Source organism: Njordella aestuarii, assembly GCF_056494165.1.
Map to the genome: position 1 here is coordinate 3,041,423 of NZ_CM151397.1, position 26,532 is coordinate 3,067,954.

Below are 26,532 nucleotides of genomic sequence, written 5' to 3' on the forward strand. Positions count from 1 at the left end.
TTATCCAACGCAACCGCCGCACCAATCAAATCAAAATCGCAACCCTGAAGTCGTGATCAAGATGCGAATCGAAAGACTCCTCGGAATTTATCTCCTGCTGGCACTTTGCTATGTTCGGCCAGTCGCCGCAGCCGAACCATCACTTGCGGATGCAATGGAAGCACGCGATATCGAGACCTTTCAAGCGTTGCTCGATAAGCATAGCGATGCAAATCAAGCACAAGCTGACGGGATGACGGCGTTGCATTGGGCGATTCATCACAACGCGCTGGATCAGGCTCAGCGACTGATCGCTTCGGGCGCCCATGTTCAAGCAACGAATCGCTACGGGGTGACTCCACTGGCGCTTGCATGCCAAAGCGGGGAAGAAAGGCTTGTCAGCCTGCTGCTTGAGAATGGAGCCGATGCCAATTCAAGTCTGCCTGGCGGTGAGACGGCGATTATGACTGCGGCAAGAACCGGGCGACTTGCTCCTGTCAAGCTGCTGATCGATAAAGGGGCTGATGTCAATGCGACCGAACAGAAAGGTCAGACGGCTTTGATGTGGGCGGCGGCTCAAGGGCATCTGGAAGTTGTAGACGCGCTCATCGACGCTGGAGCCGATGTGCATGCGAAACTTCGCTCTGGTTTCTCTGCGTTGCTTTTCGCTGTTAGGCAAGGCAAAACCGATGTCGCATTGAGGTTGCTTCAAGCAGGTTGCGATGTCAACGAAGTTTTCCAAACGCAGCAAAGCGTTCGCTTCGGAAACGGCCGTTTGCGACTCACGCCCTTGATTTTAGCGGTCGAGAACGGTCACTTTGAGCTGGCCGCAACGTTGCTCAAAGCAGGCGCCGATCCGAACGCTGCACCGTCGGGCCATACCGCTTTGCATGTTATCACATGGGTTCGAAAACCGATTCGCGGCGACGGAGATCCCTCGCCCCGCGGTTCAGGGAAATACAACAGTCTCGATATGGTCCGCCTGCTCAGCGAAGCACAAGCTGATCTAGACGCAAGACTTGAGAATGGCAAATCGGAACTCGGGCGCTTCAGCTACAGCGGTTCAACTCCGTTCTTGCTGGCCGCTCAAGCATCCGACCTGCCTCTGATGAAATTGCTTGTTGAGCTCGGAGCGGATGTGACGATCCCAAATGTCGACGGCACGACTCCCTTGCTGGCGGCGTCAGGTGTCGGCGCTCTGGGGGACGGCGATGAATCCGCAGGAACCGAAGAAGAAACCCTTGCGACGGTTGAATACTTGCTTCGCCTTGGTGCAGACATCAATGCCGTTGATCAAAACGGTGAAACCGTTATGCACGGTGCCGCCTATCAAAGCCTGCCCGTTCTAACAAAGGCTCTCTACGATCATGGCGCTGATGTCAAGGTATGGAATCGCTCGAATCGCGCTGGCTGGACGCCGCTGCAGATTGCGATCGGTTATCGACCGGGTAACTTTCGCCCGTCACCAGAAACGATCATTGCTCTACAGAGTGTCATGACCGATGCGGGCGTATCGATCGACGACGGCAGCGGACTCGGCTCTCATGAACGCAGTTGGTCGGCGTCGAAAAACGCCGACCAACCTTGGATTTTGAAAGACATCGAGTATGCGACCGTGGGTGAAACCCAGCTTCGGTTGGACTTGCATTTCCCGCTTCACGCTTCCAATTCGCCGCTCGTCGTTTGGATACACGGTGGTGCTTGGCGAAGTGGTTCGAAAGAAGAAATGCCGCTTGGTGAACTTGTTAAGTCGGGTTATACCGTCGCGAGCGTCGATTACCGGCTAAGTCCCGTAGCGCTGTTCCCGGCGCAAGTCCATGATATTAAGGCTGCGATTCGTTATCTTCGCTCTCTTTCCAAGCGTTATGGATATCGATCTGACCGAATTGCGATCGCTGGCTCATCCGCGGGAGGACATCTGGCGGCCTTAGTTGGTGTTACTAACGAACATAAACAGCTCGAAGGAACGATTGGCGATTGTCTGGACGAATCGTCGCGTGTTGATGCTATAGTTGATTTGTATGGTCCTACAAACTTTGCAACCATCCTGCAACAGTCGACGCCTCATGGTCTGGACGTACGCGTTCCTGCACTGCAACTGCTGTTAGGAGCACAACCCGAGGATAGTCCTGAGTTAGCGAGGCTTGCAAGTCCAGTGTCTCACATCGACAGCCAAGACCCTCCGCTTTTGCTTGTACATGGTGACCAGGACCCACAAGTTCCCATCAATCAATCGCACGAGTTGCATGGCCGCTATCGGGAATTCAACCTACCAGTTGAGTTCGAAGTAGTCCACGGCGGCCAACACGGCGAAGACGCGTTCTACGATGAAACGCGGATGCGACTGATCAAATCGTTTCTTGACAAGCACTTGCACCGTAATTCCGACGAATAGACGTAAGACTTTCAGATTTACCACAGGCGTGTTCCAGACTTCTGTTTCTGGGTAAGGAAGCTTATAGGCAGGCTTTTGTGCGTTTTGGTATCGTCTTTGCACAGCAGTTTCACACGTTTTCATGGAGAATTCTGTCGTTCAACAAAAAATTCTGACGTCCTTTGAAGCCTAACAACAAATGTTATGATTGTGATAATCGAAATTAATCGCGCTCGAGTCGCTTGTTGCAGTTTATGGCTGCTGTCAATTTTTTTGGCGACGCCAATAATCGCACAAGAGCGGTCGATCGAGGCTGATGCCCCTAATAATGAAAGCACATCAGGTGAAGTGGTTGCCGTCGCGGATGTTGTCGACGACGATGCAATCCGAAGTCGATTGAAGAGAATTTATGAAGCTGCTAGCAAGGCGGGCTGGCTAACCGACGCAGACGTTGTGCTTGAGAGCGGTATCGTGACTATCGTTGGTCAAGCTGATACAGAAGAGCATCGTCAATGGGCTGCGCATATCGCAGGGCGAACTGAAGATGTTGTCGCCGTAATAAATCAGCTTACCGTCGACCAAGCAGTCGATTTTGAATCAACGAAAAACATCATCAGTACATCACTTGATGCGCTCTGGACCGACTTTCTTGTAAGGTCACCATTAATACTTTCGGCGCTGATGTTTTTGGTCCTTACCAGCTTTGTTGTTAAAGCAGTTGGCTGGTCGATACGTCGGGTTCTTAGCAAACGTGGGATGCGAACAAGTCTTAAGGATCTAATTCATCAGCTAACTTCGATTGGCATCTGGGTGGTTGGCCTAATGATCGCTGCAGTCGTTGCATTTCCGGGTATGACACCCGCCAAGGCACTAACCGTCCTCGGCCTTGGCTCCATCGCCGTGGGCTTTGCGTTCAAAGACATCTTCGGAAATTTCTTCGCCGGCGTTTTGATTCTGTGGAGATACCCTTTCGATCCCGGCGACTTCATAACTTGTGGAGAGGTAACTGGTCAAGTCAGCAAGATTACGATCCGCAACACGTTGGTTAGAAAACTGGATGGTGAATTGTCCGTCGTACCCAATGCGACTTTGTTCAAAAATAACGTCGACGTTTTGACGAGCATGCCGCAACGCAGAGTCCGAATCATTTGCGGAGTCGCCTATGGTGAAGACGTAGACGCTTCACGTTCTGTCATTTTGAAGGCAGTTCAATCATGCGACTCCGTTGAAGGCAAGCGTACAGTTGAAGTGTTCGCGCAGGAGTTTGCCAGTTCGAGCATTAACTTCGAAGTGGCTTGGTGGACAGGTTCCAAGCCCATCGATATCCGCCGCAGTCGTGACGAAGTTGTGAGCGCAATCAAACGCGCGCTGGACGACGCTGGCATTGAGATTCCGTTTCCATACCGAACCATCACTTTCAAAAAGGATGATAATCTTGGAATCTTCAACGAGCGATCTTCCGCAGATGATTCCAACTGAAAGTTAATTCCCGGAAAGTCCGATTGTCAGCTAGAACGAGTGATCGATAGACAGCGAAACTCCATTTGACCCTAGGAAATCAGCGAATTTCCTCAAAGCTCGCGGGCACCAACTCGAATCGAGTCCTGACACCTTTTCTGAGGAGTTGAGCGGCGGAGTCTAGTTTGAGGTGCTCAGCATCAGGTTTGAGATTTCAAATTGAGAGAAGAACCAAAGGTAGAGCTCGACGTCCTTTCGAAAGTAGTCGTGAGGTGTCAGTCGCGATGGGTCGCCTTGCCAGGTGATATAGCTTGTACCATCCACGTCTAACTGAATCGAATCGGGCGAGATTGCCAATCTCAAGTGATGGTCCTTGTCATCGGCAAACAGATCGCCGACAACCTTATCCGCTCGCGATGGAACAGCTACACCGTCTACCATCGAAATACCGCTGATGTATCCCGATTCCGGCCAGCAAGCAACATGCAGATCGGCTGCCGAGTCCCCGATCGGAAAACGTATCGCAAATCCACTTTTATCGCCCGACATGCGACGGATGTTGAACTCTAGCGTATAATTTTCAGGTAAGTCATTGGCGAGCAGAGCAAAGTCTCCTGACGAAATGACACTTGTTCCTTGCAATAGCTCACGAATGGAGTCTAGCTTCGGTGCTCGCGTCTTATTGCGCTGCGCATCTATCAATTCCATGAATGGTAACTTGTGATGAAGTTCATCTAACCAAGTTTCAGGGATTTCTGCTTTCCCTCCAACATGCAAGCGTCCCAACTTTTTCAACTGCCCGAGCAGATCCATCTTTTCAAGAATCGAATCGGTATCAGCGAGAATCACGATGTCTTTCAATCCGCTGCGGTTGATGGCTTCGATCACGTCTGCATTGAGATTCTGCGGCAAGAAGTCAAACTTCGTTATCCAGGGTGACTTTAAGAATTCAATAGCGTCAGCTGGACGCAAAATCGAAACAAACGCCCACTGCTTGATTCGAAACTCGCCGATCTCCGGAGCTAAATCGTGTCCATCCACGTGTGATAAGAGTAGATCGATCGGGATTCCTTTTAAGTGCCGAAGACCAGTATTGGTGATGGAAGTACCGGATAAATGCAGAGTAAGCAAGCGCAGATCGGGGCGCACCTTCAAAAGTCCAGCAAGTTTCATCAGCGCTTCATCATTGAAACCCCATTGCCCCGTGAGGTTGACGCTCATCAATCGAGAGTTTAGTTGTGGATAGTCTGCCGCGTGAATCATGGACCAGCCATTGGGTCCATTGTGTTGGATATATCCGTTATAGGATTCGACGAGTTGGAGTATTTGCTGGTCGGTCTCAGGATACAAAGTGCGGGCGGGCAGACGATCTGCGTAACTGGTCAAATGCAATTTGACTCCAGGTAACTTTCTCTCATATTCATCGGCCTGCTGTTGGTTCAAGCCGTACATTGGCAAGTATAAATCTCGTAGTGATTTAAGCTTCTGGAAGACTTCTGGATTTGGTACTTGGCGATTCTTTCCACCGAATATTTGCAGTCGTTCTATCGTAGAATTCTCCAAGACTGCAAGAGACTTCATATCGATCAAACCTGCATCCAAGGAGATTCCCTTGAGGTTCGGATTCTGCATGATCGTTGGCAAGCCTCGGGAGCTGAGCAATGCACCAACGTCCATATCTGTAACTTGGAACTGGGATAGCTCGCCTGCCATCGCATCGCAATCACAGTGCGTTAGATGGACCAAGAGTTCTTGAATGGGCAGTTCACGCAAGGATAGAAGACCTGAGTTTGTGATTCCGCTATCTAGAAAAAGGACGCCTATTCGAATGTCCGGACGACTGGCCATTAGCCTAGCGAATTCTTTCAATTCAGGATTGTTGAATGACTTGTCTGGATATCCAGGCGAGCGGCGCAGATCGAAGTGCACCGTATTGCCGGCCAACGGAGGCGGGGCCTGCAGAGTCGCAAGATTGATCGACGCCAGAGGCGGATCGTTCAAAGTGATGCGACCACCAACCTGTTCGACGAATCGGATGATCTCGTTGTCAGATACCTTGCTCGGTAACGCCGTAGCAACCTTTGGTTCTTGCACTGAGTCCGATGGAAGTTCGGATGGCGCACTTTGGTCATTTCTCGCGTTTGGTCCTTCGGCTACCTTCGATGGACGGTTCCAAATCATGAAAGCGGCAGCACCCAATAAGAGGACTCCAAGCAGCACGGTCGGCAAAGCCCAATGGATAACGTTCTTACTTCGCTTAACCGTTGTTTTTGTTCCCGCATGTTTATCCTCATGCAACCAGGCTTCGAGAGCTTCTCGAAGTTCAGTCGTTGACGGATAACGCATATCAGGCAAAGGCTGCAGACAGCGAAGACAGATGTTACGCAACTCCGGATCAACCACTGACCTTGCTTCCGTCGGTAGCGAAGGCTGCGATTTCAAATTGGACAAGATGCGGCTTCGCTCTTGGTCATCCGCTGGTTTGCTTTGCCAAGGTCGCAAGCGAAATAAGATGACATACAGCATCACGCCAAAAGCATACTGATCGGACGCTGGTACGGCATTCTTCGTACTCAGGATTTGTTCGGGCGACATGTAAGGCAAGGTGCCGAAGATTTGATCGGTGCCTGTTAACCGCAAATTCTCTTCTTGATGAAAAACGGACAGACCGAAATCGCCTAGCTTGGGGTTCCCTTCTTGGTCTAGCAGAACATTCTCAGGCTTTAAGTCGCGGTGCACGATGCCGTTGCGGTGAATTGCTTCCAAGCCTCGGCAGACACCCACCAGAATTCGAACAGCATCGACTAGTTTGCTTTTGGCTAGCGGAGCGCTTGCAAAATTCGCTCGCATCCACTGCCCAAAGTCGCCACCGGATAAGTATTCCGTTACTAGGTAGCGACAATTTTGATAGGGTGGATTTTGCGCAACATCGGTATCCAGTACTTGGACGATGTGGGCATGGCGAGTGCGAGCTGCGGCTTGGACCTCAATTTGAAAACGCTGTGCTACCTTCTGGTCTGCATTGAACCGCGGCTTCAGAATTTTGATCGCAACTGGTCCGCCTAGCTTGACCGAATGCGCCCGGTAGACATCTCCGAAACCGCCGCCACCCAAATACTCCTGAATGACATAACCATCGATATTGGGCCAATTAGCAGCGTTAGCAGCTTTTGCAATTGTCTGATGGTCGGAGTCCGAATGTTCCGCCGTGGGTTGCACGTCGAAGGCGGGCCATGCAGTGCCTGATTTTGAAGATGCACCGCCGCTTAGATCGGCAGTGACATCCAACAACTGTTCTTCCGTATTCTTTTGCGAAGAACTGTCATCTACGGGCGATGCAGGCGACTGCGGCGGATAATCGTTATTATTCATCGTGATAGATCATGCCTTAACATACTAAAGCAGTTAGATTGACTTTAAAGCTTGAAGGGCAGAGCGACAAAAGCGAAGCAAGCCTAAGTCCGAAAGCGTCTCTTCAATTTCGGTCAGCGAGTGCGAGTCCAACAGCAGCGAGACTTGCGCGATAATCTGTTGAGTGTACATTTCTCGCGCACGATGCTTCAGCTGCCTGGCATGCGAGACCGTGACTTCCTCGCCACAGCGCGCATACAAAAAATTCGCGACTTGTTGCGAACTTACCTGACTTGCATTTTCATTTTCGGAAAGAAACATGATCAACTCATGGCTGCGAGGATCCCTTGCGAGAATGGCACGTTGCGCGCTACGCAAAATATCTTGCTGTAGCTCTCGGTCAAATGCCGCTGAAGCATTGGCCTGCAAGTCAAGTTGATCTTCGTAAGAGGTATCCAGCCGCTGGTCAAGTTCTGACCTGCGAGCTTGAATCCAATAGGCTCGGCAATCATTGCGCAACACCGTTTTGAGATACTTGCGAAACTCCCCTTTTTCGGGTTCATACCCAGACAGTTTGCCATTGAGCCATTTGTCGACAAACGAATCCCACACTGCCGAGACCGCTTCGGGCTGGCGCAGAATGGTCGCAATGTAAGCGCGGATGGCGGCTTGATAACGCTTTAAAAATAGCTCCCGCGCGTGCAGTTGCTGCGCACGTGCGTTGGTTAAGCGGTCTTGCACCTCAGGCGGATCGTCTGATTTGGGAATAGGCACGGGCCTGCCAATCGCACGTAACACTCCCGACAATTCAGTCGGAATTCCATCTATACGCAAAGCTTGTGGGTCGCTGTCATTCATAAACGTTATTTCTTTAACATCGCTAGACGCTATTTTGCGATTGACTTGCAGCTAATCGTATCACATCGATAAAACGATTCTGCACGGGATGAACCTGATGAGAACACGTAAACCTGTGTTGCTAGCAGAAACGAATGATTCATATTGTTGCGGATTGATAGGACGTGGTTATCAATACGATGATGATCGAGCCCGTCACCCCATATCTCGATCAGTCGAAGTCGTGACAGAAAAAGTTTTAGATATCGCAATTTTATTTCGAAGCTGGGGGATTTGGCGGCCAGTTCCTTACCCCAATCGTACTTTCTTGAGCGATTCGAGCTGAACTTTTCGCCGATTTCTCGATAATCGCTGCACCGGAAACTGGGACCGGTATTCGCGTCGAAAATTTCCGCTGTCGCGATCAAGCTTGTGAATATAGCTCGATGGTTCGGTGATAAGCGTTACATCGCCGCGACGTTTCTAGTGAGCTTGATTCAACCAGCCCGCGCAAGGATAGAGATCGCTGGCAATCCAATCTGCCGTTGCAACCAGCCTCGGGTAAAAAGCTGCGTACTTTCGAGAGTACTCGTCGTTCCGAGGAACAAACCAACTTATGTCCGGCCCCGCAAAGTTGATAAAAATTTTTCGATTTGGATCGATGCTACGCCACTCATCGTACGTCTTTTCGAACATGGGCGTCCATTCAAAGATGCGTCCGGAAGCATCTGGTTCGTCCCAATGGGACCACGCTAAAAGATCCTCGCGTCCAATATAGTCGCTTGGGTTAGGAAGTGGTCTACGGATCACACGTAGGCCGACGCGCTGTGCCATTTGATCCCATTCGACAGGATCGTGGTTTTGCGGTGTTTCTAAAGCTGTGTTAATTCCGCGATTCTTCCATTGCTCGAGAGCAGGCGCATGTTGTGAAAAGACTCCAATGGGGAAAAAACCATCGAGGAATCGCGGTTCTGTCTCCGATGCACGCATCTCACTGCAATCTAATTGCTGTCAGAGAGATGGTGTTGTAACACAAGCCAGTATCGCCCCGACAGCAAATATCCGGCGCACAGCACGAGACCTGCTGGAATCGTGCGGCACAGCAGAAGTCGAGTCGCTTAAATGCAAACGATCAATTTTGATAAAACCTCTGCATCTCAGCGTCACACAACTCCAAAGGCTTTTCAGATATTGCATTATGAAATACCTCAACGACATTAGGCAGAAACTCCGGTCTCCGGAATTCACGGCGCATGTAGTATAGCTTCACTGAGCTTGAGGACGTTGCGTCCTGCGGGGAGTTCGCTTCAAAACAGGACCTGAGCTAATAGCGTTGTCTTAACAAAGATCAACTAGTTGGTCCTCAAGAGCATTGCGACGTCATGGTTGGCTTGAAAGGGAGCCGTTCGGACTGCGAATGTATACAACGAAATCTTGATGCTGCATCGTGGCTAAAGATCCTTACTGGGCTGGCACTGGATGAGTTCGCAACCGGGCTTACGACTATTCAGAAAACCGTATTGCCGGTTAAATACTAGGGAGCTTGGTGGATCTGCGACACCATGTCTGCGTTTTGACGAGACGGTGTCCGGTTTTGCGATGAATAAGCTGGTATTTTGCGAATATTTAAAAACGAGTCCTGACACCTTTTCGCTATGGTTAAAAAAGATGGGCCGCGAGTCTTGGTTACTGACTTTGACGGTACGATGACGCGGCATGATTTTTACTTGCTGGCGATTGAACGGGTAATACCGGCAAGTTGTCCCAACTATTGGACAGACTATCGTCAAGGAAGAATGACGCACTTCGAAGCTCTTCAAGCCTACTTTCAAAGTATCGAGGCGAGCGAGGAAGAAGTTCTCTCGATGGTAAATGACATGGAGATCGATCCGCAACTTCCAAAATCTGTGGCCGCTCTCGCCCAGGCTGGATGGAAGGTGGTGATCACGTCAGCAGGTTGCGACTGGTATATCAATTATCTACTCGACAGAGCTGGCGTCTCGCTCGAAGTCTACGCCAATCCAGGCGTGTTCATTCCTGGTAAAGGATTACAAATGAGTCTTCCGGCAAGCGATCGCTTCCTTTCGCCAACGATCGGCGTCGATAAGGCTGGCGTTGTTTCGCATTGGCTTGAACAAGGCTATTCTGTGGCGTTTGCAGGCGATGGCTTTCCAGATGCCGAAGCAGCTCGATTGGTCGACAGGTCACTACGTTTCGCACGTGGAGATCTCGCAAAACAGTTACAACGGGATGGACTTGAATTCCGAAAGTTCGACGTCTGGTCAGATATTGCAGAGCAACTCTTAAGAAACATCTGAGATATGCCCCTTCGTACTCAAATTAGTTTGCCGACCTTAGTTCGCGTCAAAGACGGAGCACTCGATCGGCTAGGAATATACCTAGAACGAGCACAACACAAATGTGTCGTAGTGATCCATAGCGATGGGCTCATTAGTTCACTGATGACGCGGGCTCGGCAAAGCTTGGAAAGCAAATCAATTCAGGCAGTCGGTTGGTTGGAGGCGTCGGAGCTGTCACTGGAGTCGGTTATCGATCGCTTCTCCCAACTTCCAAGCCAAGCTTCAGCTATTATCGGGCTTGGTGGTGGCCGCGCGTTGGATGTAGCGAAATACACAGCTTTCATTGCCGGCCTACCTTATTTTGCAGTGCCGACATCATTGTCGAACGATGGGTTCTGCAGCCCCCAATCAAGCTTGTTGGTCCGAGGTAAACGTCGCTCCTTACCGGCAACCATTCCTTATGGCTTAGTCATCGATACGGAAGTCTGTCGACAAGCTCCCAAGGAGCTGACACTATCCGGAATCGGCGATTTAGTGGCCAAGTTTACGGCTGTGCGGGATTGGAAGCTCGCCTTTCATGCGTGTAATGAACCGGTAGACGATTTTGCAGCGTTGTTATCCGATGGATCCGTGCATGCGTTTCTCAGTCATCCAACTTTTGACATCGTTGGAATGCGACTACTTGCGACTGCGTTGATGATGAACGGAGTTGCAATGGTGATGAGCGGCTCCTCAAGACCCGCCAGTGGTAGCGAACATTTGATCTCACACGCGTTGGATCAAATCTCGCAGCGCCCGAGGTTGCACGGGCTGCAGGTCGGCGTTGCAAGCTATCTGATTAGTCGATTGCAATCAGACAATCATGCTGTTATTGACCAACTTTTTCGAACCACTGGATTTTGGCAGACAATAATGGCAGATCCATTTTCGAAATCAGAATGGATTGAGGCTGTGCGGTTGGCGCCTTCAATAAAACAATCCTTTTACACGATCTTGTCAAGTCGAAACGTTCTGCCAGAGGTGGAAGATCTATTAGCAAACGATGCCAATCTCTCCCGCTGTATCGTTTGATGATTGCTCGGCTTCGCAATAGTTCGAAGCCGATAGGCACTTTCACTTGAATCGTACTCATGAACTGTTTGCGAGCGACGCCCCAACGCGTCACTCGCAGCCAACCTTTTGAAAATCCCTTACCAAGTATACACTTACGAACCTGTGCGGGTGGCAATCGGCAGGGTCGATGCACCCCGTCCACGTTTTAAGAACCGCTTGGAACTTCTTCGACCGCAGGGTTTGCGATTTCATCGGTCCCATCATTTGGAGTGGGCGTCGGGTTGGGTGTGGATATCGGCGCCTCTGGCTCGACAGGCTCTGCCGGTTCGACTGGTTTGATTATGTCCTCAACGCTAGCATGATCATGAGAAGGATCGACATTCGCGTCGGTACTGGCACCTGGCACGACTCGGATGTCCTCGGTATCTGTGCTTTCGCAGCCAGCTGTGAAAAGCATCAAAAGTGTGCTACTCGCTAAAAGTTTTTGTATCATGGAAAAGCTCCTTGAAAGTATTCGTAAGCGGGCCGTTCCAACGTATCAGAACAACCCGGGAAAAGTTATGAATCTTGTGCGGTCCCTGCCAATACGCAACCGCAGGGCCGCGAGGCAGCGTTCGGTACTAGTTCGACGCTTGGGCGTTGAAGAGCTGCGTCGGTTCAGCGACTCTTACAGTTGAACTGAGTGCTTCGCTTTCCAACTGCACCTGCAGTTTTACATTCCCTTCGCTTTTCGCAGTCGCTGTTATGGTGTACCCGACTTCTTGACCGCCTTCCAGCGTGTTGATCGGATCGAACGTGATTCGGTTATCAGTTTGCTCGTGCTCGGTCGGTCCGTTGGCGCTCTCAAACTCCAGTTCGTCTGGAAGAGTGGCAGTTACACGAACTTTATTGTCACTTGCATCGCCTTCATTTTTCACATTGATAGTGTAAGTGACCTGTTTGTTGGTAGGGACAGGGTCGACGTCATCAAGTGCATACACTTGAAGTGAAGGAAGTCGGATAACTTCTGCGGTCGCCATACCTTGTGCAGTAGTACGAACATCTGCTTGATCAGAGTCCTGGAATCCTTCGATAGCACAAATCGACGTTGCCTCTACACGGGTCGGAACTTGATCCATCCCTTGGATAGCAATGGTATACGTGAACTCAGCGGCTTGGCCTGGTTCCAAACGATCGATGGTCATCTCTTCTTGGTCCATTGCAATGTTATTCTGCTTCGCTTGCGTGTTTTGTTCTCGGTTAGCAACTTGCTCACTCCCGGGTTCGTTATCGCGATTAGCTAAATTGTCCGTGTCGCTGTTGGCCTGTTGTTCTAACACAGTTTCCGATTGGGCGTTTGCTGGCTGGTTGCGTTCCGCATCACTATTCTCTTGAGTGGCAGTACTTTGTTGTGAATTTTGTTGGTTCATAAGGCGAGGCGAGCTGATATTGACTAAACGAGCCTTTTCGGGCCAGCGAACTTGAACGCGTACATCTTCGGCTGCGGCGTTTCCATGATTCATTATCCGAGCCGTAAACATCGCGGGGCGGCTGCTATAAACGGTGCCGTTCGATTCGACGTTTACCTCGAGGTCCGTTCCAACTACTTGGGGGCCGACGTTTTGACTACGGGATTTAAGTTCGCTTTGGCTTGCCTGAGCCATAGCACGACTTCTAAACTCGCCGGTTCTAGTAGCAAAGACTCTCGCGACAAACCGCCGTGAGTCGCCTGCGCGAAGATTATCGACTTTGAAAGCCAAGCGGTTCTGGTCATCGATGGTCTTGATGCCATCTGAAAGCTCGTCGATGATTTCGAACTCGCCAACAGGACCGGTTCCATCGTTCGTCACGGTATAGGTTAGCTCAATAACATCACACTGGGTAACGCGGTCTGGAGCAGTTTTCGTGATCTTCAAGTCTGGTTTTACGACTTGCGTTTGCAGACAAAGCGCTGGCATATACGATTCAATCATCAAGCATGCATTGGCTGCACCTTCCTGATCGGCCGATGCTGTGACAATCAGAGTTTTCGACTCGCCGGGTTCAAGTTTCGAGATTGCTAACGAATCCTTGGCTTGTCCGCGATTTCCCTTGTTCGTATTACTATTCGTCGTATTACTATCAGCTTCACGGTCATACCTGGCAGCGGCATCAGATGCATGATCCGCATCATTGGTGGATTGGCTACTTTCTTTTTTCGAATTCGATGCCTGATCGTCACCCTTGACCGATTCGATGCTTATACCCTGATCGCCCTTGTGCTTCAATTTGATGTCATGCAACACCATATTGTCTGTCGAGTTTGTCAGCGTGACGTCGAAATCAAATTGTTCGTTAGCGCGAACTTGCTCTGGGAAGGATGTTTCAATTGAAAGTAATCCGTCTCCTGTGCGAGCTGTCTGTGTTTGGCGACCGGCTTCAGACGTTTGTTGTGCGATGGCGGTGCTGGAGATTGTCAGCAGACTTGCAGCGATTGCGGTTGCATGTCGGAGCCTAAGTTTAAGATAATTAAATCGTCTCATACGGCTATTCCTCTATGTTTTAGACTGCCCCGTGTGGGGCGTTGGAGAATCGTGAAAACGCGAACAACGAACGCTTCTCGTATGGAAAAATTGAATTACCAAGGACCGCTTAGACTTTCCAACGTCCATCTTGACTGTCGGGTTAGTCAGGCCGCAGGCCTTTGCACTTGAGGCGTTGTTCGCTGGGCGTGAAAAGCGTTTCAAGCTGTCTTGTTCAACGCTACCCATGGTGGGCTCTCCTGGGCAAAGGTCATACCGCTCTGGATGTTAAGCCCTTCTTTACCGTATTTAGCCGACGTTGCCTTCTAATAAAAACTAGACAGCAAGAATTCTCGCCAGCGTGGAATTCAATTGTGGCTTCAAAGTACAGCTTGGTCGAAAACGACTCAAAGAAAGGTGTCAGGACTCTTTGTTTTGATTCGATAACGGTTGCTTCCATTGAAGAAAGCTGTCAATGATTTTTCATGCGTTCTAACATTCTCTCTATTAGCGTTTCCAAGTTCGGTAGGACTGATTGGCGGTCGGGCGGGCAAAAGTGTATATCGAACTGGATAATGAAAGGCCAAATTGGTAGACGCATGTCGCAAGAATCGGCAACATCTTTAGGAGGTCTCCGATGCAGCGAATGGCCACGATTGGCCATAACGTAGTAAAAGGCTCAGTAACGTGCGGTGATACTTGTCGCCAAACGTCATTTAGAATAGAAATACTCGCGATTCTGGAATGCTCGGTAACCGGTCAAGCAACGTTATGCATCGCACCGGTCCTTTAGGATGATTGGGAACATGCCCGACTTAGTAACGATTGCGGCGTTTGATCGCGAGCCGATGGCTCGACGTTTTCAACTTCTCTTAGAAGATGAAGACATTGAAAGCGTGCTGGATAACGAGCAGTTGGGTGCAATGCACTTTCTGCTGACAATCGCAACGGGTGGATTCAAAGTCAAAGTTAGAACAGACGATAGTGCTAGAGCAAAGCAGATTTACGATGTCTTTGAACGTGAACAGCACGAAACTCTCTCTCAAGACTTAGTGCGGGAGATACGATTCGATTGCGACGAATGTGGGGCGAAGATTGCGATCGGCGTTTCACGCGAAAATGGTGTGGATCATTGCCCGGCGTGCAACTGCAATCTTGATGTACCTGCTTCGACGGAAGACAACACTTTCCCGGTGCCACCTGGGTACATATTTCCAAAAAAGTTACAGGCGACACTTCCGCGTCTTTTGAATGAGACGTTGGTTGCAGAACGCTATACGAATTCAAAGGGCTGGCTTTGTTTTGAGATTGGCTTAGTGTTAGCTTTGGCGTGGTGGCCACTGGTTGGCGCTGGAGCTCGATAGAACGACTTGATCATGTATCAAGACTATTGGGATGCGGACGATCTTTATTATTTCATCGTCAAGTCGCTAATTGTTCTGTTCGGTGTTCTTGTCATTGTTGTCATTACGTCGACGTCTTGGAAGCAGCTTGGCATTGTTCCCATCACTCCGAAGTTAGATCTGGTTGCTGGATGTGCGCTCGTTTTGATGGTGTTTCTTATCAGCGTATCAGTTCCATTGGCGTTAGATGTCGTCAGCCAGTCGCCCGCATCGAGCTATGAAGACGAAGCTGCTATCGGTTCTGCCGCAGACACAATCGTCGACGAAGCAAGTGTCGAAGATTCAACTGGGCCATCGAACGCTGGCAATTTTTATGGAACTGGTGGAAGCTTGATGTTTCTTGCGTTGGCAGCGATCTTGTTTAACAGTTTTGCAGAGGAGATCGCCATGCGTGTCTTTTTGATTCCACGTCTCGAGACGCTCTTTGGCTCAGGTGCAATGGCTGTCGTCGTTTCTGCGTTACTTTTTAGCTGTTATTATCTGCATCAAGGCTGGAAGGACGGAGTTGGGGCATTTTTCGTCAGTCTTTTGTTGGGGACATACTTCCTAAGGCGACGTCGCATCTGGCCATTGATTATCAGCCACTTGCTCTACAACAGTGTGATTTTTACCTATCACTTCGTATGATATAAGTGGCACAATCGCGATTAAAAGTCGCTTCGCGTAAACGACATACAAAAGTGCGATCGCGGAGATGAAGGGTTGGTTGGTACTAAAACGGAGCTCGTGGGACGCGATCAAGGCGGCGAGGTTCTTTCCGAGCAGCTCGCCTCTGTGTCGATCTGGAGCTGAAATCGAATCGAATTGATGAAAAAGTTGGAGAAAATTGCTTGAACGACTGTCGCTTGCCCGAACTGGACACTAATTCATTGTGGGATTTTTCGCAGTAAATATAATCGAAAGCGTCTTTTGTTTATCTTGGCGAGTGAAAGTTGATGTGTGAGTGCTGTGCAGTCTTCAGGTGACGTAATGGCTGAAAAGTTGTCGCGACATGTTTCGCAGTTTGTCGCATTTCGGCTAGCCGGCCAGGATTATGCTTTTCGAATCGAACAGATTCAGGAGATCGTCATCCTTGATCAGGTGACGAAGACTCCACAAGTGCCAGATTATGTGGAAGGGGTCACGAATCTGCGCGGCTCAATCATTCCGATCATTAATCTGCGCCGACTTTTTCGGATGCCACAGAAAGAGTTTGACGCTGATACTCGCACCATCGTAGTCAACGTTGGGTCACGAACAATTGGCTGCACCGTTGATACCGTGTCGCAGGTTGTTCGGATTCCTGATGATACGATTCAAGCTGCCCCGGAAACAGTAACCAGTCACGGAGCACACTACATTTCGGGTTTTGCTCGAGTTAGTGGCTTGCTCGTAATCATACTAGAGATTGATGAACTGCTTTCACCTGAAAAACTTGAACAGGTTGCTCAAGTGGGAATGATCGCGTTTCCCAAATCATAGTTGCGTTTCGGGCCGATTTAGAAAAACAAGAACATTCACTCATCTAGCACTACAGCTTGGAAAGAATACGGGAGCCGATCATGGCTAAGCGAGCATCAAGACCTGGTAAAAGCGATACGACTGAAACGTTATCCAACGAAGCTCCGAAACGTGCGAAGGCAACGCGGCGACGAGTGCCTTCGTCGACGAAGGCGGCGACGACGCATGCTGGTCTTGCTCTCGGTACGTTTGCTCAGATCATTGAGAACGTGCCGACGAGAATCATCGTCTCGGATCGAAGTTTCATCATTCGATATATGAACCCAGCTTCGATTCGCGCCTTGCAGCGGCTGCAACATCTGCTGCCTTGCCGTGTCGAAGAAATTGTTGGGCAGTCTTTTGATATTTTTCACTCACGTCCTGAACATCAACGAGCTATGGTCTCGGATCCGAACAACTTGCCTCACCGCGCCAAGATCACTTTGGGCGATGAGATTTTGGATCTCAACGTTACAGCATTGCGGGACAGCAACGGTGCGTATCTTGGTCCGATGGTCACATGGGATGTGATTACAGAAATAGAAAAGTCAAAAGCCCAGGAGCAAGACTTAAAAGCACGTCGTGAGCAGGAGGCGATTGAAACGGAAGAAAAGGTTGAGTCACTGATGCATTCGGTCGTTGCAGCAGCGCAAGGCGATCTTACGCGTGAGATTTCAATCAAAGGCGATGATGATCTTGGACGTCTGGCGTCCAGCATGCGAAAAATGTTATGCGACCTGCGGAATTTGATCAATGAAGTCGTGGAAGCAGCGCAGCAACAAAACGAAGGCGCTCGAACTATTGCGGAAAGCAGTGCCAACTTAAGCGAAGGCGCTCAGACGCAGGCCGCCTCCGTCGAGCAGGTAACATCGTCTTTGGAACAGTTGCTTGATTCTATCGACATTATTTCAAAAAACACACGTTTAGCCAAGTCTCAAGCTGGACAAACTCTTTGTTTAGCTAAAGGTGGTGGTTCTGCGGTAGAAGAAGCCGTGAACGCCATGAAAATGATTCAAAAATCCAGCGAGCAAATCAATGACATTATCCAAGTCATCAGTGAGATTGCGAGTCAAACAAATCTCTTGGCGCTAAACGCAGCCATAGAAGCTGCTCGAGCGGGCGAGCACGGACTTGGCTTTGCAGTTGTTGCCGACGAAGTGAGAAAATTAGCAGAGCGTTCTAGCGAAGCGGCCAAAGAGATTACGCAGTTAATCAAAGAGTCGTCACGCCGTGTTGAAGAAGGTGCGATGCTGTCAGAGAAAGTCGGTGCTGCCCTTCGAAACATTGTAAACGCGGTTGATCAGACAGCGGAAGGGATCTCACAAATTTCCGCCTCGACAGAATCGCAAGTCGAAAGTGCGCAGCAAGTGAAGCTTGCGATTCGAAGTGTGTCTGAAACGACAGAGTCGAATGCCGCAGCAGCAGAAGAAATGGCGGCCAGCGCAGAAGAACTGGGGGCTCAGGCGCAAAGTTTAAGAGATCTGGTAGCTAAATTCCGCGTCTGAGAACCCCATCAAGACGAAAGCAAAAGTTAGTCAATCACAGTCCAAAGGCGGGAAGCGTCAAAGGAACTTTAGTTTCAATGGAACCTGAACGATTAACGTCGAAACAACTGAAGCTGTTTCAGACGTTCATATATCGCGTGAGCGGTATCAGGATTGATGATTCTAAGGTAACACTCGTTAGCAATCGAATTCGTAGACGACTGCGTGCATGCAAGATAGATGACTTCGACAGCTATTACAAACTATTGACCTCAAAAGATGGGGCCAGCGAACTAGAACATTTTATTGACGCTATCACGACCAACGAGACATCGTTTTTCCGAACATCAACTCATTTCGATTGGTTTCGAGGAGATTTTCTTGACGAAATAGCGGGACATGAGTTGAGTGAAGGCAAGCCAAAGTCGTTGCGAATTTGGTCTGCCGCCTGTAGCACGGGCGAGGAAGCGTATTCGCTGGCGATTTGTTTGCGAAAGGCGTCGCAGAAGACTTTGAACATTAGTTTACAAATTGTTGGCACTGACATCAGCGAACAAGTGTTGAAGCTAGCGAGGGCGGGGATCTACGGTCCACGAGCAATGGAAGGAGTCGATGAGTCATGCAGGAAGCGTTTTTTTACCCAGCTTGAAAACAAATCCCATTGGCAGATCAAAAAAAATGTCCGCGAGATAGTGAGTTTCAAGCACCATAACCTAATGGAGCCGATGAGCGGCCCGCCGTTTGACTGCATCTTTCTACGCAATGTTTTAATATATTTTGACAAGGCATCTAAACAAGTCGTGATCGACCATCTTCAACGCAGTTTGGTCGCCGGAGGATACTTAGTTATTGGGCCTTCGGAAGGCGTTTACGACATGCTGGCACCGTTGCAGAAGATTTCGACTTTTTTATACCGCAAGATACCATGAACCTGAGTATACCGCTGTGAGCGACGACGACTTCGATTATTCCACAGGAATGCCGTCCGACGAGATGTCGGAATATCTTCAAATGTTCGTTGACGAAACTGCCGAACAATTGGATGCGCTCGTGGAGGTCCTGCTTGAACTGGAGATAGACTCCTCGAGTCAAAAGAATCTAAATGAGTCATTTCGGTTGATTCATTCGATCAAAGGTTCCGCGGCGATGATGGGTTTGGACAGCATCACGGTCCTGACGCATCACCTTGAAAACCATTTCGAGCGGTTGCGATCTGGACTTCGATCGCTTGACCGACCCATGATGGACTTAATCTTGAGGTGCATTGATTTCCTGCGTGAGTCCATCGAAAGGCTCCGAGAAGGATTGCCGCTCAATAGTGTTCCCGAGTTGCTCGAGGAGCTGACAAGATTAACCGACGCAAACGGTGATTTGACGAGCAGCCAAGCAGTGGCGGAACTTCCCAAATCAAAGGCTAGTCCCACTTCCAGTGAACCCGAGAAAGTCGATTCGGTCACTGCGACCTCTGATGTTGCGGACGATCCAGGACCAATCGCGGCAGTTTCTCTGCAAGTCTTTAGGATCGTCGCTTACTTTGCTCGAGGCCTGGAATTACCGGAACTGAAGGCTGAGCTGTTGTTGACGAGGCTGAGTGATCTAGCGGAGATTTTGCGAGTCAGTCCAGAAAGAACGCTTTTGGAGCACGTCGCTGATCTTGGCACATTGCAGGTTTGGGTGCGGACGGATGCTGTAGATTCGCAGATTCGAGTGGCAGCGGACGTAGCGGGGGTCGATATGCTGGAAATCGATCTTGTCGAAGCCCATGAAGTCGCCGAGATTGAGGACTACAGGGCACCTGCCGATGAGAACACGCAGGAAGTGAAAGAAGATCGGCCCGAGGAACCAAGCAATCAATCAGTTGAACCAGAACCAGCGTCGAAGCCTGCATCAAGTGTTGAAGAGCCGGCTTCCGCCAAAGAAGGTAAGTCCAAAGTTGTTGAGACTGTGCGGGTCGATATCGATCGCTTAGATAGGTTGATGAATCTTACTGGCGAACTGGTGGTCAATCGCGCGAGATTTGTGCAGCTATCGAGAACTCTGAACCAAACGTTTCGAAAATCTGGTGTTACGCGCCGCTTGAGAAGTCTTTGTGACGGCTTGAGGCACACGCTTGAAGAAGTCGAACGCCATGTTGGTTATCAAAATGAAGGATTGACATCGGAGAGTCGGCGCGAGATCAACGATTTCCTTAAAGGTGTGGAAGAGCAAATGGTAACGCTCGAGCAAAGCCGTCGTAGTTTTGATCAGTTGACGGAAGCCATTGATCAACTAACGCGAGTGTCTAATGGATTGCAACGAGGCGTTTTGGACACTCGAATGGTGCCTGTCAGTCCGCTTTTTAATCGGTTTAAACGAGTTGTTCGCGATATTGCGCAGGAGCGGGGTAAGCAAGTCAATCTGGAACTTCGTGGTGAGAAGACTGAACTTGACAAGCGGATGATAGACGAGCTTGGTGATCCATTGATTCACTTGGTTCGCAATGCGATAGACCATGGGTTAGAACCTGAGGATGTGAGGCGAAAACGAGGCAAGTCCGCCGTTGGAACGCTCAGTTTGGAGGCTGTACACAGTGGCAATAACGTGCTAATTCATGTCCGCGACGACGGTGCAGGAATCAATGCAGATAAGGTGCGCGCGCGCGCGATTGAGCGTGGTCTAGTCTCCGCGTCGGCAGCTCGGGATATGTCGGACCGCGAACTTGCGCAGTTTATCTGGCATCCGGGGTTTAGTACGGCTGAAAAAGTCTCCGACATATCTGGTCGTGGAGTCGGCATGGATATCGTCAAGACTCGGATTGGCGAGCTGAATGGCATGGTGGAAGTTGAAAGTCGCGCGGGGCAGGGCACAACGTTTATCATCAGATTGCCGCTCACGTTGGCCATCATTCGCTGCTTGTTGTTTCGTTTAAAGTACGGTGTTTTTGCAGCGCCAATCGAGAACATTCGTGAAATTGTATCAGTTCCCTGTAAGGAAATCATAACGATACAATCTAAGGAGGTTATTGATGTCCGTGGTGAGATCATTCCGTTGATTGACATTGATGACGTCTTTGATTGGCACGAGACGGAATATTTTCATCGGTTAACGGCGTCGCTGGGGGAAGCAGAATTCCGCAGGGAAGTCGAGGTTGTGGTGTTACACGCAAACGGCAGAACGGTAGGCTTGCGAGTATGTGAACTGCGTGGCGGACAAGATATAGTAATCAAATCGCTGGCTGAAAACTTCGTGCATATTCGCGGTCTCTCCGGTGCAAGCATCCTGGGCGACGGTAGCGTAAGTCTGCTGCTTGATGTGGCCGCTGCGATTGGGTTAGCTCATGAAAGATTGCGAAAACGCGTGCTCAGTTAGCAGTCTTGCGAAGAAGGATATATGTGCAACCTTTAAAGGGAAGTAGATTGTTAAACGACGCGGAACTTCAACAGCTCGGAATCCTTTTCAAGCGAAGTGCTGACGAAGCATCTCGGGTTCTATCACAATGGTTAGGCAGGCCGGCACACCTTGCGTTTGGTACGATTGAACAAATCTCAGTTTCTGAGGCCGCCCCATTGCTTGGTTTTTCTGATGAACCTATTGTTATGTGCGTCATGTCGGTGGAAGGGCGTTTCAAAGGTCAGCTAATTCTCGCTTTCAGCGATCAAAGCGGATTTTCGTTGGCTGAACTTTTAGTACCAAAGCAGTGTGCTGATCTGAAAGAGTGGACGGACCTTGCGCGATCAGCGGCGTTAGAAACTGCGAACATTGTAGGTTGCGCGTACCTCGGTACACTTTCACAATACCTGCCAGATCAGCATGGCGATCAAGCTTTACTACCATCACCGCCTCAGTTTTTGCGGGACTATGGAGCGTCGCTTATCCAGGGATTGGTGATGGGCCAAGCCATGGTTTCCGACACCTTGATCTTTACGCACACTCAGTTTCGCATCGACGGTGCCCCAGTAATTTGGAAGCTGTTGCTGGTGCCAGAATTAGAATGTTTTGCTTCGCTGCAAGAGGCTTTGCGATGAAGCCGGTGCCGAGAGAAAGTGAAATCTTGGTCGCAATGGGGCAATTAGCTGTTGCCAAGTCGGAGGGCTCGTTGCGTACCTTGCTGGGGTCCTGCATTGGTATATTGTTGTACGACCCAGAGCTGAAGGTAGCGGGGCTGGGGCATATTGTTATGCCTGACTCGTTGGGTAGGCAAGATTGTCTGGGCAAGTATGCTGATACGGCGGTACCGGAACTGGTTCGCATGATGACGCGGCTTACAGGTCGCCGTCCTTTAAGGCTGAAAGCAAAGGTGGCTGGCGGTTCGAACATGTTTCCCACGACTGTGAGTTCTGCGGTTGGGAGAATTGGAGAAAGTAATCTCGCAGCCGTCCAGCTAGCCCTGACAAAAGCAAATATTGCCATCACTGCCCAACATTGCGGAGGAACTCGGGGGCGACGAATGTTTGTCGACGTTGCCACGGCAGTTGTGCAGATTGAAATGCTAGGCTCTCCCCCTTTGATTATATGAGGTTACAAGTGTCCAATCGTTTGATGATAGTCGACGATGCTCTGATCATGCGGATGCGAATCAAGGAAATCGCTTTGGAATCAGGCTGGCTTGTTGTTGCCGAGGCAGTCAATGGTGTTGATGCGGTTGAAAAATTCCAAAGTGAGAAACCAAACTTAGTCACGCTGGACATAGTCATGCCGATTCAAGATGGTGTAGAAACGCTGCGGCAATTGCGTATAATCGACTCGCGAGCAAAGGTGTGTATGGTGAGTGCCGTGAATCAGAAAGAAAAACTTGCGGAATGTTTTCGTTTAGGAGCAATCGATTTTGTGGTGAAACCGTTTGACCAAGAGCGTCTTCGCGATTTGCTTCAGAAGCAGTTGCGCGCCGCAGAACTGGACTCGTAACCCGTATATCAACAATGCCATGCTTGTAAGAATCTTAGTGGTCGACGACTCCGCGCTTTACCGTCAGCTTGTGCGAAATGTGCTACGCACGATAGACGGTGTAGAGGTGGTGGGCGTTGCCACATCTGGATCCGACGCGTTACAGAAACTTGACGAGCTTGGGCCTGATCTGTTGACTTTAGATGTGGAGATGCCTGAACTTTCGGGACTCGACGTTTTACGGGAGATGAAAAAACGGCGTTCGAGAGCGAAGGCCGTCATGTTAAGCAGTTTAACTAAAAATGGCGCTAAGATCACAGCGGATTCGTTGTTGGCTGGCGCCTTTGACTTCATTCATAAACCTAACAGCAGCGATGCTGAGAGCAATCGCCAAATTCTGCATCGCGAGCTTAGCGAAAAGATTGAAGCGTTCCGTGAAAGTGTCGGCGTCTCGCTCCCGCGGCGTACGGCAAAAGTTGCCGCTGAGATTGCGATTCCCGCGATCAGCTCGTCCAGTACCTGCCAAGCATATGAAGCCGTGGTAATCGGTACTTCCACGGGGGGCCCAGTCGCGCTGCGTGAAGTGTTGCCGAAACTGCCACGCGACCTCGGTGTCCCGGTCTTTGTAGTGCAACACATGCCGAAATATTACACACAGTCGTTGGCGGAACGTGTTAATGAGATGTGCGAGTTGACGGTGCTTGAAGCTCAAGATGGAATGAGAGTTGAACCGAACAAGGTGTACATTGCTCCCGGCGGTGCACACCTTAAACTTTCTGGCACTACCTTTAAACCGATACTTCAAACTACGGATGAACCTCCTGAGCATAATTGTCGACCTTCCGTTGACTATCTGTTTCGGTCAGCGGCAAACTTTTACAACGGACGTGTGCTAGCTGTCGTGTTGACGGGCATGGGGCGTGATGGCACCGAAGGCTGCCGCGAGATCAAACGCTTGGGTGGATTCGTCATTGCCCAACATCCGGATGGTTGTGTAGTTTACGGAATGCCAAAAGTCGTTGTAGAGCAGCAGTTGGTGGATCGAGTTGTACCGCTGGATAAAATTGCAGCGTGGATCGTTCGCGAGTTGAGCAGAAGCCGAATTGCCAAGTGAGTTGTTTCGCGATAGAACGCGGTTTGAGACTAGTCATGAATAAATCGATATCGACACCGGCCTGTGACCTGCAGCCTGAAAAATCACCTCCGACAAAGCGACCAACTGCGGTGGTTGCAGAGGATAGTCGCATTCAGGGAAAGGTCTTGCAGCAGCGTCTTACGAAAGCCGGATATGAAGCATTTATCGGCGAGGACGGGGCTCTTGCGCTCGAGCTGGTAAGGCAGCAAAAGCCGGACATTGTAATCTCCGACATTGAAATGCCGAACATGAACGGCTACCAACTGTGCGCAGCAATCAAAGCAGACCCAAGTTTGAAGCACATTCCAGTCCTGTTGCTTTCTACTTTGGCCGACGCAGAAGATATCATTCGCGGGCTGGATGCAGGAGCTGATAACTATGTGACAAAGCCCTACGATCCGAGTTTTCTATTATCCCGGGTAGAGGCTCTCCTTAAGACGCCCATCGTCGACGATGAAGACGATAAAACAAGTAGCGTCGAGATTCCGGTTACTTTAAACGGACAGACCTATCGTATCAAATCAGGTCGGCACCAGACGCTGAATCTCCTTATCTCTACCTTTGAAAACGCAGTAGAAAAGAATCGAGAGCTGCACCGGAGCAACGAGCAACTTATTATCGCGAAAGAAAAACTCTCCCAATGGAACTCTAAGCTTGAGTCGCTGAATACGCAACTCCAACGGCTAAACGATCGTATGAGCCACGATTTGCAAGCAGCGGCTCGAATCCAAAAATCGCTTTTGCCAAACGATGCGGAAGAGATTCCAGGGCTTACGATTGGTTGGCGATTCGTACCCTGTGAAGAGCTCGCCGGTGATTTCCTTAATTACGCCAGATTGGATGAGCATCATGTCGCTTTGTACGTGGTTGACGTTAGCGGTCATGGAGCCGCTTCGTCGCTGCTCGCGGTCGCTGTCGGCCGCGTGTTGGCTCCGCAAGCAACTGCCACGTCGCTGTTAGTCAGGTCAGATCCATTTTCGGGAAAGCCAAGCGTTACGTCGCCTAAGACGGTCGTCGAAGAACTGAATCGGCGGTTCCCCATGGAATCGCAAGGCGAATTGCATTTTACTATTTGTTATGGCGTGCTTGATCTGCGCGATTATCGATTCCGTTACGTCTGTGCAGGCCATCCAGCCCCCGTACTCCAAACCTCAGGGGAACCGGCAAAGATGATTGACGGTGCCGGACTGGCAGTAGGTTGGGTTCCTGATGCAGAGTTCGATGAAGAGGTACTGCAGTTGAAAAAAGGTGATCGCTTGTTCTTGTATTCCGATGGTATTCCCGAAGCGATGGACGCTGAGATGTCCGTGCTGACTGATAAAAAGATGTTGGAACTGTTCGAAGATCATCGATCTCTCGGTTTGGACGAACAGTCACAACAAGTTCTTGACCACGTGTTGAAGTGGTGTCAGCCAAACGGTCCGCGAGACGATATTTCCCTGCTTGCGGTCGAGATACCTTAGTAGGGCCGCCAAGCAAAGGTCTTGATAAAGATGATTAAACGAATTCTGCGAATCGTCGAGCCGCTTTCAAGATCACAGCACAAGAAGGGGCGTGCGAGATGCGACTGTCCATGACTGCTTCAATGGCTTCGGTGAGCGTCATTTTGACGGGTGTGATTTGCTCGGTGGCTTCGTGGGACGTTTCGCCAAAAGTCAAACCTCGTGCAACAAACAGCTGTGTCGGGGAATTAATGGAGGCGGTGAAGGGATCGACGTAACCCAGGTCAATCAATTCCGTTGCTCGAATTCCTAGTTCTTCTGCCAGTTCGCGGCGCGCCGCTTCGATTTTGGTTTCACCTTCGTCGATACCACCACTGACAACTTCAAGGGTGACTTTCCCAACGGCATAGTGAAACTCGGACGTCAGATAGACTGAACCGTCTTGGTCGAGCGCGAGCACCGAGACGCCGTGTTTGATCTTTACCGTCGCATAGCTGCCTGGGTTGCCATCGGGCCGGATAACTTCGTCGCGGCGGACTGCAATCCATGGATCGCGATAGACCTCGCACGACTCGACAATCTTCCAAGGTCCATATTCAACCATAAAACGAGCGTTTCGAGGGAAAGTCGATAAGGTGTGTTTTAGTGACTAATTTACGCTAGTTTGCACAGTTACGCCCTTGGCTGCAATCGGATTACCACCGCGAAATGGGCACAATAACCACGATTTTTTTGTGAGCCCTCGCAAGGCGCTATGAAACGCCGCTGATGACCATTAAAGTTTACCTTGTCTGCGAAAGCGGGAGCCTTTCCGCGTAAAAAAACCATTGCGTGCTAGCTGATGTGGCATAAAAGGCGTGTTCGGGTACATTTGAGTAAAATTTCAATCGCCAA

At 50.0% G+C, this 26,532-nt stretch carries 22 protein-coding genes; 16 read left to right on the plus strand and 6 right to left on the minus strand.

Features of this window, described 5'->3' with window-relative positions; all coding sequences use genetic code 11:
- Window positions 1-61 precede the first annotated feature (61 nt).
- Window positions 62-2,374 (plus strand): ankyrin repeat domain-containing protein, encoded by a 2,313-nt coding sequence (locus SH451x_RS11930; RefSeq protein WP_479362680.1) that lies wholly within the window; start codon window positions 62-64, stop codon window positions 2,372-2,374.
- A 183-nt stretch (window positions 2,375-2,557) separates the two neighbouring features.
- Complete coding sequence (locus tag SH451x_RS11935) at window positions 2,558-3,832, plus strand: mechanosensitive ion channel domain-containing protein (RefSeq protein ID WP_479362681.1); 1,275 nt, start codon at window positions 2,558-2,560, stop codon at window positions 3,830-3,832.
- Between the two features lie 159 nt (window positions 3,833-3,991).
- Here SH451x_RS11935 and SH451x_RS11940 read toward each other — a convergent pair whose 3' ends face one another.
- Window positions 3,992-7,183 carry a serine/threonine protein kinase gene (locus SH451x_RS11940; protein ID WP_479362682.1) on the minus strand — a complete coding sequence of 1,064 codons (3,192 nt, stop codon included), beginning with the start codon at window positions 7,181-7,183 and terminating at the stop codon, window positions 3,992-3,994.
- Window positions 7,184-7,216: 33 nt separating this feature from the next.
- Window positions 7,217-8,020, minus strand: coding sequence for an RNA polymerase sigma factor (locus tag SH451x_RS11945; protein WP_479362683.1), 804 nt, complete (start codon window positions 8,018-8,020; stop codon window positions 7,217-7,219).
- A gap of 97 nt (window positions 8,021-8,117) precedes the next feature.
- Here SH451x_RS11945 and SH451x_RS11950 point away from each other — a divergent pair, with 97 nt between their 5' ends.
- On the plus strand, window positions 8,118-8,345 hold the full coding sequence (locus tag SH451x_RS11950; protein ID WP_479362684.1) for a hypothetical protein: 228 nt from the start codon (window positions 8,118-8,120) through the stop codon (window positions 8,343-8,345).
- A 137-nt stretch (window positions 8,346-8,482) separates the two neighbouring features.
- On the opposite strand, the gene SH451x_RS11955 is transcribed toward SH451x_RS11950, so the two are convergent.
- Entirely contained in the window at window positions 8,483-8,989 is a 507-nt protein-coding gene (locus SH451x_RS11955) for a hypothetical protein (RefSeq protein ID WP_479362685.1), read from the minus strand.
- Between the two features lie 665 nt (window positions 8,990-9,654).
- Between SH451x_RS11955 and SH451x_RS11960 the strand changes: the two genes are divergently transcribed.
- The gene (locus SH451x_RS11960; RefSeq protein ID WP_479362686.1) at window positions 9,655-10,317 is read left to right on the plus strand and encodes an HAD-IB family phosphatase; all 663 of its coding nucleotides are present in this window, start codon (window positions 9,655-9,657) and stop codon (window positions 10,315-10,317) included.
- Window positions 10,318-10,320: 3 nt separating this feature from the next.
- Window positions 10,321-11,370 carry an iron-containing alcohol dehydrogenase family protein gene (locus tag SH451x_RS11965; protein ID WP_479362687.1) on the plus strand — a complete coding sequence of 350 codons (1,050 nt, stop codon included), beginning with the start codon at window positions 10,321-10,323 and terminating at the stop codon, window positions 11,368-11,370.
- 187 nt (window positions 11,371-11,557) lie between these two features.
- On the opposite strand, the gene SH451x_RS11970 is transcribed toward SH451x_RS11965, so the two are convergent.
- Both SH451x_RS11970 and SH451x_RS11975 read right to left on the minus strand, forming a co-directional pair.
- Complete coding sequence (locus tag SH451x_RS11970) at window positions 11,558-11,845, minus strand: hypothetical protein (RefSeq protein WP_479362688.1); 288 nt, start codon at window positions 11,843-11,845, stop codon at window positions 11,558-11,560.
- A 127-nt stretch (window positions 11,846-11,972) separates the two neighbouring features.
- On the minus strand, window positions 11,973-13,853 hold the full coding sequence (locus SH451x_RS11975; protein WP_479362689.1) for a COG1361 family protein: 1,881 nt from the start codon (window positions 13,851-13,853) through the stop codon (window positions 11,973-11,975).
- Between the two features lie 785 nt (window positions 13,854-14,638).
- Here SH451x_RS11975 and SH451x_RS11980 point away from each other — a divergent pair.
- The 11 genes from SH451x_RS11980 (at window position 14,639) to SH451x_RS12030 (ending at window position 25,659) form a co-directional block, all read left to right on the plus strand.
- Entirely contained in the window at window positions 14,639-15,196 is a 558-nt protein-coding gene (locus tag SH451x_RS11980; protein ID WP_479362690.1) for a hypothetical protein, read from the plus strand.
- Window positions 15,197-15,208: 12 nt separating this feature from the next.
- Window positions 15,209-15,862 carry a CPBP family intramembrane glutamic endopeptidase gene (locus SH451x_RS11985; protein ID WP_479362691.1) on the plus strand — a complete coding sequence of 218 codons (654 nt, stop codon included), beginning with the start codon at window positions 15,209-15,211 and terminating at the stop codon, window positions 15,860-15,862.
- Between the two features lie 342 nt (window positions 15,863-16,204).
- Window positions 16,205-16,696, plus strand: coding sequence for a chemotaxis protein CheW (locus tag SH451x_RS11990; protein WP_479362692.1), 492 nt, complete (start codon window positions 16,205-16,207; stop codon window positions 16,694-16,696).
- Between the two features lie 80 nt (window positions 16,697-16,776).
- Window positions 16,777-18,219, plus strand: coding sequence for a methyl-accepting chemotaxis protein (locus tag SH451x_RS11995; protein WP_479362693.1), 1,443 nt, complete (start codon window positions 16,777-16,779; stop codon window positions 18,217-18,219).
- 77 nt (window positions 18,220-18,296) lie between these two features.
- The gene (locus SH451x_RS12000; RefSeq protein ID WP_479362694.1) at window positions 18,297-19,127 is read left to right on the plus strand and encodes a CheR family methyltransferase; all 831 of its coding nucleotides are present in this window, start codon (window positions 18,297-18,299) and stop codon (window positions 19,125-19,127) included.
- A gap of 16 nt (window positions 19,128-19,143) precedes the next feature.
- A complete protein-coding gene (locus SH451x_RS12005) occupies window positions 19,144-21,546 on the plus strand; it encodes a chemotaxis protein CheA (RefSeq protein ID WP_479362695.1) in 2,403 nt (800 codons plus the stop codon).
- Window positions 21,547-21,593: 47 nt separating this feature from the next.
- On the plus strand, window positions 21,594-22,202 hold the full coding sequence (locus SH451x_RS12010) for a hypothetical protein (RefSeq protein ID WP_479362696.1): 609 nt from the start codon (window positions 21,594-21,596) through the stop codon (window positions 22,200-22,202).
- The gene (locus SH451x_RS12015) at window positions 22,199-22,693 is read left to right on the plus strand and encodes a chemotaxis protein CheD (RefSeq protein WP_479362697.1); all 495 of its coding nucleotides are present in this window, start codon (window positions 22,199-22,201) and stop codon (window positions 22,691-22,693) included. The genes SH451x_RS12010 and SH451x_RS12015 overlap by 4 nt, the downstream gene beginning before the upstream one ends.
- 8 nt (window positions 22,694-22,701) lie before the next feature.
- Entirely contained in the window at window positions 22,702-23,082 is a 381-nt protein-coding gene (locus SH451x_RS12020; RefSeq protein ID WP_479362698.1) for a response regulator, read from the plus strand.
- A 19-nt stretch (window positions 23,083-23,101) separates the two neighbouring features.
- Window positions 23,102-24,175, plus strand: coding sequence for a protein-glutamate methylesterase/protein-glutamine glutaminase (locus tag SH451x_RS12025; protein ID WP_479362699.1), 1,074 nt, complete (start codon window positions 23,102-23,104; stop codon window positions 24,173-24,175).
- A 35-nt stretch (window positions 24,176-24,210) separates the two neighbouring features.
- Window positions 24,211-25,659 carry a SpoIIE family protein phosphatase gene (locus tag SH451x_RS12030; protein WP_479362700.1) on the plus strand — a complete coding sequence of 483 codons (1,449 nt, stop codon included), beginning with the start codon at window positions 24,211-24,213 and terminating at the stop codon, window positions 25,657-25,659.
- Between the two features lie 34 nt (window positions 25,660-25,693).
- On the opposite strand, the gene SH451x_RS12035 is transcribed toward SH451x_RS12030, so the two are convergent.
- Window positions 25,694-26,242, minus strand: coding sequence for an NUDIX domain-containing protein (locus tag SH451x_RS12035; RefSeq protein WP_479362701.1), 549 nt, complete (start codon window positions 26,240-26,242; stop codon window positions 25,694-25,696).
- Window positions 26,243-26,532 lie beyond the last annotated feature (290 nt).

What these genes read in the sequence shown, in the direction of transcription:
- SH451x_RS11930 (WP_479362680.1), top strand. Translation starts at nt 62, where the DNA reads ATGCGAATCGAAAGACTCCTCGGAATTTATCTCCTGCTGGCACTTTGC.
- SH451x_RS11935 (WP_479362681.1), top strand. Translation starts at nt 2,558, where the DNA reads ATGATTGTGATAATCGAAATTAATCGCGCTCGAGTCGCTTGTTGCAGT.
- SH451x_RS11940 (WP_479362682.1), bottom strand. Translation starts at nt 7,183, where the DNA reads ATGAATAATAACGATTATCCGCCGCAGTCGCCTGCATCGCCCGTAGAT.
- SH451x_RS11945 (WP_479362683.1), bottom strand. Translation starts at nt 8,020, where the DNA reads ATGAATGACAGCGACCCACAAGCTTTGCGTATAGATGGAATTCCGACT.
- SH451x_RS11950 (WP_479362684.1), top strand. Translation starts at nt 8,118, where the DNA reads ATGAGAACACGTAAACCTGTGTTGCTAGCAGAAACGAATGATTCATAT.
- SH451x_RS11955 (WP_479362685.1), bottom strand. Translation starts at nt 8,989, where the DNA reads ATGCGTGCATCGGAGACAGAACCGCGATTCCTCGATGGTTTTTTCCCC.
- SH451x_RS11960 (WP_479362686.1), top strand. Translation starts at nt 9,655, where the DNA reads ATGGTTAAAAAAGATGGGCCGCGAGTCTTGGTTACTGACTTTGACGGT.
- SH451x_RS11965 (WP_479362687.1), top strand. Translation starts at nt 10,321, where the DNA reads ATGCCCCTTCGTACTCAAATTAGTTTGCCGACCTTAGTTCGCGTCAAA.
- SH451x_RS11970 (WP_479362688.1), bottom strand. Translation starts at nt 11,845, where the DNA reads ATGATACAAAAACTTTTAGCGAGTAGCACACTTTTGATGCTTTTCACA.
- SH451x_RS11975 (WP_479362689.1), bottom strand. Translation starts at nt 13,853, where the DNA reads ATGAGACGATTTAATTATCTTAAACTTAGGCTCCGACATGCAACCGCA.
- SH451x_RS11980 (WP_479362690.1), top strand. Translation starts at nt 14,639, where the DNA reads ATGCCCGACTTAGTAACGATTGCGGCGTTTGATCGCGAGCCGATGGCT.
- SH451x_RS11985 (WP_479362691.1), top strand. Translation starts at nt 15,209, where the DNA reads ATGTATCAAGACTATTGGGATGCGGACGATCTTTATTATTTCATCGTC.
- SH451x_RS11990 (WP_479362692.1), top strand. Translation starts at nt 16,205, where the DNA reads ATGGCTGAAAAGTTGTCGCGACATGTTTCGCAGTTTGTCGCATTTCGG.
- SH451x_RS11995 (WP_479362693.1), top strand. Translation starts at nt 16,777, where the DNA reads ATGGCTAAGCGAGCATCAAGACCTGGTAAAAGCGATACGACTGAAACG.
- SH451x_RS12000 (WP_479362694.1), top strand. Translation starts at nt 18,297, where the DNA reads ATGGAACCTGAACGATTAACGTCGAAACAACTGAAGCTGTTTCAGACG.
- SH451x_RS12015 (WP_479362697.1), top strand. Translation starts at nt 22,199, where the DNA reads ATGAAGCCGGTGCCGAGAGAAAGTGAAATCTTGGTCGCAATGGGGCAA.
- SH451x_RS12025 (WP_479362699.1), top strand. Translation starts at nt 23,102, where the DNA reads ATGCTTGTAAGAATCTTAGTGGTCGACGACTCCGCGCTTTACCGTCAG.
- SH451x_RS12030 (WP_479362700.1), top strand. Translation starts at nt 24,211, where the DNA reads ATGAATAAATCGATATCGACACCGGCCTGTGACCTGCAGCCTGAAAAA.
- SH451x_RS12035 (WP_479362701.1), bottom strand. Translation starts at nt 26,242, where the DNA reads ATGGTTGAATATGGACCTTGGAAGATTGTCGAGTCGTGCGAGGTCTAT.